This is a genomic window from Kitasatospora sp. NPDC059812, from assembly GCF_042732075.1.
GTDB lineage: Bacteria > Actinomycetota > Actinomycetes > Streptomycetales > Streptomycetaceae > Kitasatospora.
On the sequence record NZ_JBHWIO010000083.1, the window covers coordinates 1 to 6,507 of the forward strand.

Annotated in this window: 8 protein-coding genes; 6 read left to right on the forward strand and 2 right to left on the reverse strand. The window is 72.6% G+C overall.

Annotation, left to right across the window (positions count from 1 at the left end):
- Positions 1–82 precede the first annotated feature (82 nt).
- Positions 83–862, reverse strand: coding sequence for a DUF5324 family protein (locus ACFV6D_RS30735; protein WP_380562017.1), 780 nt, complete (start codon positions 860–862; stop codon positions 83–85).
- Between the two features lie 194 nt (positions 863–1,056).
- Here ACFV6D_RS30735 and ACFV6D_RS30740 point away from each other — a divergent pair, with 194 nt between their 5' ends.
- A complete protein-coding gene (locus ACFV6D_RS30740) occupies positions 1,057–1,902 on the forward strand; it encodes a rhomboid family intramembrane serine protease (protein WP_380562019.1) in 846 nt (281 codons plus the stop codon).
- A 334-nt stretch (positions 1,903–2,236) separates the two neighbouring features.
- Here the strand turns inward: ACFV6D_RS30740 and crgA are convergent, their stop codons facing one another.
- Entirely contained in the window at positions 2,237–2,485 is a 249-nt protein-coding gene (gene crgA, locus ACFV6D_RS30745) for a cell division protein CrgA (RefSeq protein ID WP_063348451.1), read from the reverse strand.
- Positions 2,486–2,660: 175 nt separating this feature from the next.
- On the opposite strand from crgA, the gene ACFV6D_RS30750 reads away from it, so the two are divergent.
- From ACFV6D_RS30750 to ACFV6D_RS30770, 5 genes are all read left to right on the forward strand, one after another.
- Positions 2,661–3,419, forward strand: a complete 759-nt coding sequence (locus tag ACFV6D_RS30750; protein WP_063351254.1) for a DUF881 domain-containing protein — start codon at positions 2,661–2,663, stop codon at positions 3,417–3,419.
- A gap of 69 nt (positions 3,420–3,488) precedes the next feature.
- A complete protein-coding gene (locus tag ACFV6D_RS30755; RefSeq protein WP_063348450.1) occupies positions 3,489–3,668 on the forward strand; it encodes a hypothetical protein in 180 nt (59 codons plus the stop codon).
- A gap of 63 nt (positions 3,669–3,731) precedes the next feature.
- On the forward strand, positions 3,732–4,403 hold the full coding sequence (locus ACFV6D_RS30760; RefSeq protein ID WP_063348449.1) for an aminodeoxychorismate/anthranilate synthase component II: 672 nt from the start codon (positions 3,732–3,734) through the stop codon (positions 4,401–4,403).
- A 5-nt stretch (positions 4,404–4,408) separates the two neighbouring features.
- A complete protein-coding gene (locus ACFV6D_RS30765; protein ID WP_380562021.1) occupies positions 4,409–5,545 on the forward strand; it encodes a class E sortase in 1,137 nt (378 codons plus the stop codon).
- Between the two features lie 37 nt (positions 5,546–5,582).
- Positions 5,583–6,386: a class E sortase gene (locus tag ACFV6D_RS30770; protein WP_063348448.1), complete on the forward strand. Its 804-nt coding sequence runs from the start codon at positions 5,583–5,585 to the stop codon at positions 6,384–6,386.
- Positions 6,387–6,507: the final 121 nt, after the last annotated feature.

The window sequence follows — 6,507 nt, forward strand, 5'->3', positions numbered from 1 at the left end:
GACCTGAATCCCGGTCAGCGGCCGATCGGCGTTTCCGCGCCCTCTGGGGGTGTCGGACACGCCCAGAGGGCCGGGCGACGGGTCAGTGCGGTCCGCGCGGGTCGTGCGGCTTGGGGTGGTCGCCGTCGTCGTCGGGCCGGCCGGGTGGCGGAGCGGGCTCGGTGGCCGTGTCCGCCGGGGTGGCGGCGTCGACCGGCCCGGGGGCCGTCGCGCCGGCGGCGTGCGCACCGGCGGGTTGGTCGGCCCGGTCGGTCGGGGGTTCGACCAGCCACTCCGGGTTGCTGTGCCGGCGCCACCACTGCCAGGCCACGATCCCGCCGCCGATCGCCAGCACGCCGGCCACGGCGAGGCCGGTGGCCAGGCCGTTGCACCGCTTCCTCCGGGCGTTGCGGGCGGCGAGGTGGCTGATCTCGGCCGAGGTGACGTTGCCGTGCAGCGCGGTCAGCGCGGCGGCGCCCCGGGTCTGGGCCTCCTGGGCGACCGGGGTGACGGCGGCGCGGGCCTCCTCGACGGCCTGGACGACCCTGGGACCGACCGTGGAGCGGGCCTGGTCGGCTGCGCGGACGGCGGAGAGCCGGGCCGCCAGGGCGGCCTCCTGGGCGCGGTGGAAGGCCTTCAGGACGTGCTGCTGGGTTTCGGGGGGCAGGCTGGCGAAGGCGTGACCGAACTGCGGGGCGATGTGCCGGTCGTACTGGACGCGGAGGCTCTGGGCGGCCTGGGCGGCTTTCGGCCCGAGGGTGTCCAGGGCCGGGCCCAGGCGCTGCTTGGCGCCGTCCGCGAGGTGCGCGGCGGTGTCCGCGAGGTGCGCGGCGGTGTCCCGGGTCTTGGTGGCCGTCTCACGAGCCGAGTCCGAAAAGGTCACGAGTCTCTCCTCCTGGGTGGCGTCCTTTATGCACATATCCACCTGAATGCTGATCATGCATGCTGATTTGTCCACCGGCATGTCGGAGTGGGCCGTACGCGGACTGTGGGAGCGGCCGGGGAGAAGGCCCGATGTCGGATCCGCCGCAGTAGGCTGGCGATTCCGGCGGTCCCGTACGGGAGGGGAAGAACTTGATGCTGACCGGCTGCTACCGGCACCCGCAGACGGCCACCGGCGTCTCCTGCACCCGCTGTGAGCGGGCGATCTGCCCGCAGTGCATGGTGGCCGCCTCGGTGGGCTTCCAGTGCCCGGAGTGCGTCGGCGGCGGGCACGCCGGGACGCGGCGGGCGACCACCCGGTTCGGCGGGGCGATCGCCCAGGACGGCGGGCTGGTCACCAGGGTGCTGATCGGCATCAACGTGGTGGTCTTCGTGCTGGCCGCCTACGTGCTCACGCCGCGGCTGGGCCAGGTCTGGGAGCTGTACAGCGTCGGGCGGGCCGTCCTGGGCGGTCCGGACGGCGTCGCCGACGGCCCCGCCCAGTGGTACCGGCTGCTGACCTCGGTGTTCCTGCACCTGCAGTGGTGGCACATCGGGATGAACATGCTGGTCCTGTACTGGCTTGGCCCCACGCTGGAGGCGGCGCTCGGCCGGCTGCGGTTCCTGGCCCTCTACCTGCTCTCCGGCCTGGGGGGCAGCGCCCTGGCCTTCCTGATCGACGGCAACTCGCTGCGGTCGGTGGGGGCCTCGGGCGCCATCTTCGGGCTGATCGGCGCCACGGTGGTGATGCAGCTGCGGAACCGGGGCCCGCTTGCTCCGGCGATGGCGTTCCTGGTCTTCAACCTGGTCGTCACCTTCTCGCGGACGGACATCGACTGGCGGGCGCACATCGGCGGCCTGGTGGTGGGCGCGCTGACGGCGGCCGGCCTGATGTACGCCCCGCGCGAGCGCCGCGGCCTGGTCCAGGGGCTGGCGTTGGCGGGGTCGCTGGCCGTGGTGGCGGCGATGCTGATGATCGGGATGGCCCGCTACGGCGCGTGACGCCGTGGGTGTTTGTCCACAGCGGGTGCGGGGTTGTGCACAGGCTGTGTGCCGCCCGGGGTGTGGACTGCTGTTCTACGCGTGTCCTGCTGTGCGGTTTTCCCATGCTCGGGAAGTTGTGCACAGCCGTGGAAAGCCCGCGGTCGAAAAGTTATCCACAGGCTGGGGAGACTTTTCCCCAGTGTGGATAACCATGTGGATAAGCGTGACCATCCGATGATGGGGATAACCGACCGGTTTCCCGCCCGTGTCCGGGCATGCCTGACCGCCGCCCGGCACCAGTGGCCCGAAGCGGCGGAGGTGGCTCGATCGGAGCCTCAGGAGGAGCGGGAAGCTACTTCCACTGGGTGGAGACGCCGAACCCCGCGGCGATGAACCCGAAACCGACCAGGATGTTCCAGTTCCGCCAGCCCTCGACCGGGTAGCTGCCGCTGGTCACGTAATAGGTGACGATCCAGACCAGGCCGATCAGGAACAGCGCCAGCATCAACGGTGCGACCCAACTACGGCCCGAACTGATCTTCACCGTGGCCGTGGTCGGCGGGGTGTAGTCGGACTTCTTGCGGAGTCGAGACTTCGGCACGAGGAGCTCTCCTGTCGATGCGCTGTGAGACCGCGCAGAGGTGCAGCGGGGGTCGGTCTGCCGGCGACGGGCGGTGCGGAACGCACGGGACCGTTCCCGCACGCGCCACCGGCGTCCGTTAGCGTAGTGGCTCGGTGGGTCTTAAGGAGATAAGGGTACGGTGCCTAATTTGTCGATTCCCCCTCGGCCGACCACTACCCGCCGCTCCGGCACCCGAATTGTCGGGCGTGCCCTGACCTGTGCGGTCTTCGCGCTCGCCGGACTGCTCTTCTACATCAGCGCGCAGACCGCCCGCGGCACCGACCTGCGGACCGACAACTCGCTGCTGAGCCTCGGCGACGTGATACGCCAGCGCAGCTCGCAGAACCAGCAGGCCCAGGCCCAGCTGGCCGACCTCCAGGCCCGCGCGCAGGAGCTCACCGGGCAGCAGGGCGGCAACCCCGCCGACGCCGCCCGGCTGGACGACCTGCGGCTCGGCGCGGCCCTGGAGCCGCTGCAGGGCGGCGGCCTGACCGTCACCCTGAACGACGCCCCGCCGAACGCCACCGCCCGCATCCCGGGCGTCCCCGAGCCGGGCGTCAACGACCTGGTCATCCACCAGCAGGACATCCAGGCCGTGGTCAACGCGCTGTGGCGGGGCGGAGCCGAAGGGGTGCAGGTGATGGACCAGCGGCTGATCTCCACCAGCGCCGTCCGCTGCGTCGGCAACACCCTGCTGTTGCAGGGCCGGGTCTACTCGCCGCCGTACGTGGTCCGGGCGGTCGGTCGCACCGATGCGCTGAAGGCCGCCGTGGACGGCGACCCGACGATCCGCAACTACCTCCAGTACGTCCAGGCGTACGGGCTCGGCTGGAAGGTGCAGGAGAGCGGTGACCTGACCCTCCCCGGATACTCCGGGACCACCGAGCTGCGGTCGGCGGGCGGGCAGCAGTAGCGGACCGGCCTCGCGGTCGTTGATCCCGGGTCTACTCTTGACCCCAGTCCGCTACGTCGAGGGAGCACCATGTACGGCTGGATCTGGCGTCACCTCCCGGGAAACACCCTGGTCCGCGCCGTCGTCTCGCTGCTCCTCATCGCGGGGATCGTCTATCTCCTCTTCACCTACGTCTTCCCGTGGGCGGAACCGTTGCTCCCCTTCGGTGACGTCACAGTGGACGGCGGCGAAGGTGCCGCGGCCGGCTGAACCGGCGGCCCTGCTCCTCCACCCTGCCGACCCCGCCCCGCATCCCACGGAGACCACGCGAGAATGACCACCCAGCCGACCGCGCCCCGCATCCTGGTCGTGGACAACTACGACAGCTTCGTCTTCAACCTGGTCCAGTACCTGTACCAGCTCGGTGCCACCTGCGAGGTGGTGCGCAACGACGAGGTGACCGTCGAACACGCCGTCCGCCGGTCCGGCGGCGAGGACGACCAGGGCTTCGACGGGGTGCTGCTCTCCCCCGGGCCCGGGGCGCCGGAGGAGGCCGGGGTCTGCATCGGGATGGTGCACCACTGCGCGGGGATCGGGCTGCCGGTGTTCGGCGTCTGCCTGGGCCTGCAGTCGATCGCGGTCGCGTACGGCGCGGTGGTCGACCGGGCACCGGAACTGCTGCACGGCAAGACCTCGCCGGTCGAGCACGAGGACGGCGGGGTGTTCGAGGGACTGCCCTCGCCGCTGACCGCCACCCGGTACCACTCGCTGGCGGTCGAGCCGGCCACCGTGCCGGACGAGCTGGTGGTCACCGCGCGCACCGACAGCGGCGTGATCATGGGTCTGCGGCACCGCGAACTGCCCGTCGAGGGCGTGCAGTTCCACCCCGAGTCGGTGCTCACCGAGGGCGGCCACCGGATGCTCGCCAACTGGCTGGCGGAGTGCGGCTACCCGCAGGCCGTGGACCGGTCGGCCGGGCTCGCCCCGGTGATCGGCCGGGGCTGAGCGGCGTGACCGCGCTGCGTCCGGAGGGGCGATACCAGCCGGCGGCGGGCCCGGGGGACGGACAGCCGTACGGCGGCGCGCAGCACGGCGACGGCGCGTACGGCGGCGGTCCGTACGGCGACGGGCAGCACCACGGCGACGCGGCGGCGTACCCGCAGCCGTACCCGGCGCAGCCCGGACAGGGCGCCGCCGAGGACGCCTGGGGCGTGTACGAGCAGGCCGAGCAGCCCGCCGCGTCCGGACCCGAGTACCCGTGGCTGCCCGACCAGACGCTCCAGCTGCGCCTGCCCCTCGACATCGGCGGGCCGACCGCGGAACCGGCCCCGCCCACCGGCGGCCGGGCCGAGCGCCGCAGGGCCGCCCAGGGCCGGACCTCCGTGCGCGCCGGCGTCGGTCGGCGCCGGGCGAGCGGCCGGGGCGCCGGGGCGAAGGCGCGGCCCAAGGAGTCCGCGGTCGTGGTGGCCGCGCGGCTCATCGGGGAGCTGTGCATCACGCTCGGCGTGGTGATGCTGCTCTTCGTCTCGTACCAGCTCTGGTGGACCAACGTGCAGGCCGACGCGGCCGCCGACGGCGCCCGCAACCGGCTGGAGCAGCAGTTCGACGCGGCCCTGGCGCCGCCGAAGCCCGGGCAGCCGGCTCCGGACCCGGCCAAGCCGGAGTCGTTCGAGCCCGGCAAGGGCTTCGCCATCATCTACCTGCCCAAGCTGGGGCTGAAGTTCCCGATCGCCGAGGGCACCTCCAAGCCGGCGGTGCTCGACAAGGGCCTGGTCGGCCACTACACCGGCACCGGGATGCCGGCCGACAAGGCGGGCAACTTCGCGCTGGCCGCGCACCGCAACACCCACGGCGAGCCGTTCCGGTACATCAACCAGCTCGGCAAGGGCGACAAGATCGTGGTGGAGACCGCCACCTCGTACTACACCTACGAGGTCACCAGCAGCATCCCGGAGACCTCCCCCAACAACGTGAGCGTGATCAAGCCCGTCCCCAACGGCGCCGGTTACGCGGGCGCCGGCCGGTACATCACGCTGACCACCTGCACCCCGGAGTTCACCTCCAAGTTCCGCCTCATCGTCTTTGGCAAGATGACCGAGGAACGGCCGCGCAGCCAAGGCAAGCCGGCCGCGATCACGGGCGGGTGACCGCCCGGGCACCCGGCACGAAGGGGGAGCACCGGAGATGACGGACGAGACCGCGCAGTCGGCCGAGCCGCGGGAGGAGGCCTTCCCGCCGCCCGAGACCGGCCCCGCGCCCGCCCGGCGCGGCCGCAGCCGGGCGCTGGCCGCACTCGGCGTCTTCGGCGAGCTGCTGATCACCCTGGGACTGGTGCTCGGCCTGTTCGTGGCCTACTCGCTGTGGTGGACCAACGTCGAGGCGGACCGCTCGGCGGCCGCGGCCTCCGACCGGCTGCGCGACACCTGGGCCGCGAGCCCGACCGGCACCCCCTCGGCGCCCCCCGGCGGGACGCCCGCCCCCGCCGCGCCGTTCGCGGCCGGGGACGCGGTCGGCTTCCTGCACGTCCCGGCGATGGGCCGGGACTACCAGGTGCTGATCCGGATGGGCACCGACAGCGACACCCTGGCCGAGGGCGTGGCGGGGGTGTACGAGCAGCCCTACCGCGCCGCGATGCCCTGGGACCAGGCCGGAAACTTCGCGCTGGCCGCCCACCGGGACGGCCACGGAGCCAAGTTCCACGACCTGGACGCGGTGCACCGGGGCGCCGCGGTCGTCGTCGAGACCAAGGACAAGTGGTACGTCTACCGGGTCGACAGCACCCTGCCGGAGACGTCCAAGTACGACACCGGCATCGTCGCGCCCGTCCCGGTCGGCTCCGGCTACACCGGACCCGGCCGGTACATCACGCTGACCACCTGCACGCCGGTGTACACCTCGCGCTACCGGATGGCGGTCTGGGGGAGCCTGGTGCGGGTGGACGACGTGGACGCCAAGCGCACCCCGCCGCCGGAGCTGCGTCAGCCCTGAGCCCGTCGGCCGCTGCTGCGGCCGGCTGCCGTAGGCCGGAACCGAGAACGCCCGAGGGCCCGTCGCAACCGCTGCGACGGGGCCGCGGGGGGGGCGGGGGGGACCGCCCCCCCAGCCCCAG

Excerpts from the sequence above, each read along its gene's own strand:
- ACFV6D_RS30740 (WP_380562019.1), top strand. The coding sequence starts at position 1,057 with ATGCTGACCGGCTGCTACCGGCACCCGCAGACGGCCACCGGCGTCTCC.
- ACFV6D_RS30755 (WP_063348450.1), top strand. The coding sequence starts at position 3,489 with ATGTACGGCTGGATCTGGCGTCACCTCCCGGGAAACACCCTGGTCCGC.
- ACFV6D_RS30770 (WP_063348448.1), top strand. The coding sequence starts at position 5,583 with ATGACGGACGAGACCGCGCAGTCGGCCGAGCCGCGGGAGGAGGCCTTC.
- ACFV6D_RS30760 (WP_063348449.1), top strand. The coding sequence starts at position 3,732 with ATGACCACCCAGCCGACCGCGCCCCGCATCCTGGTCGTGGACAACTAC.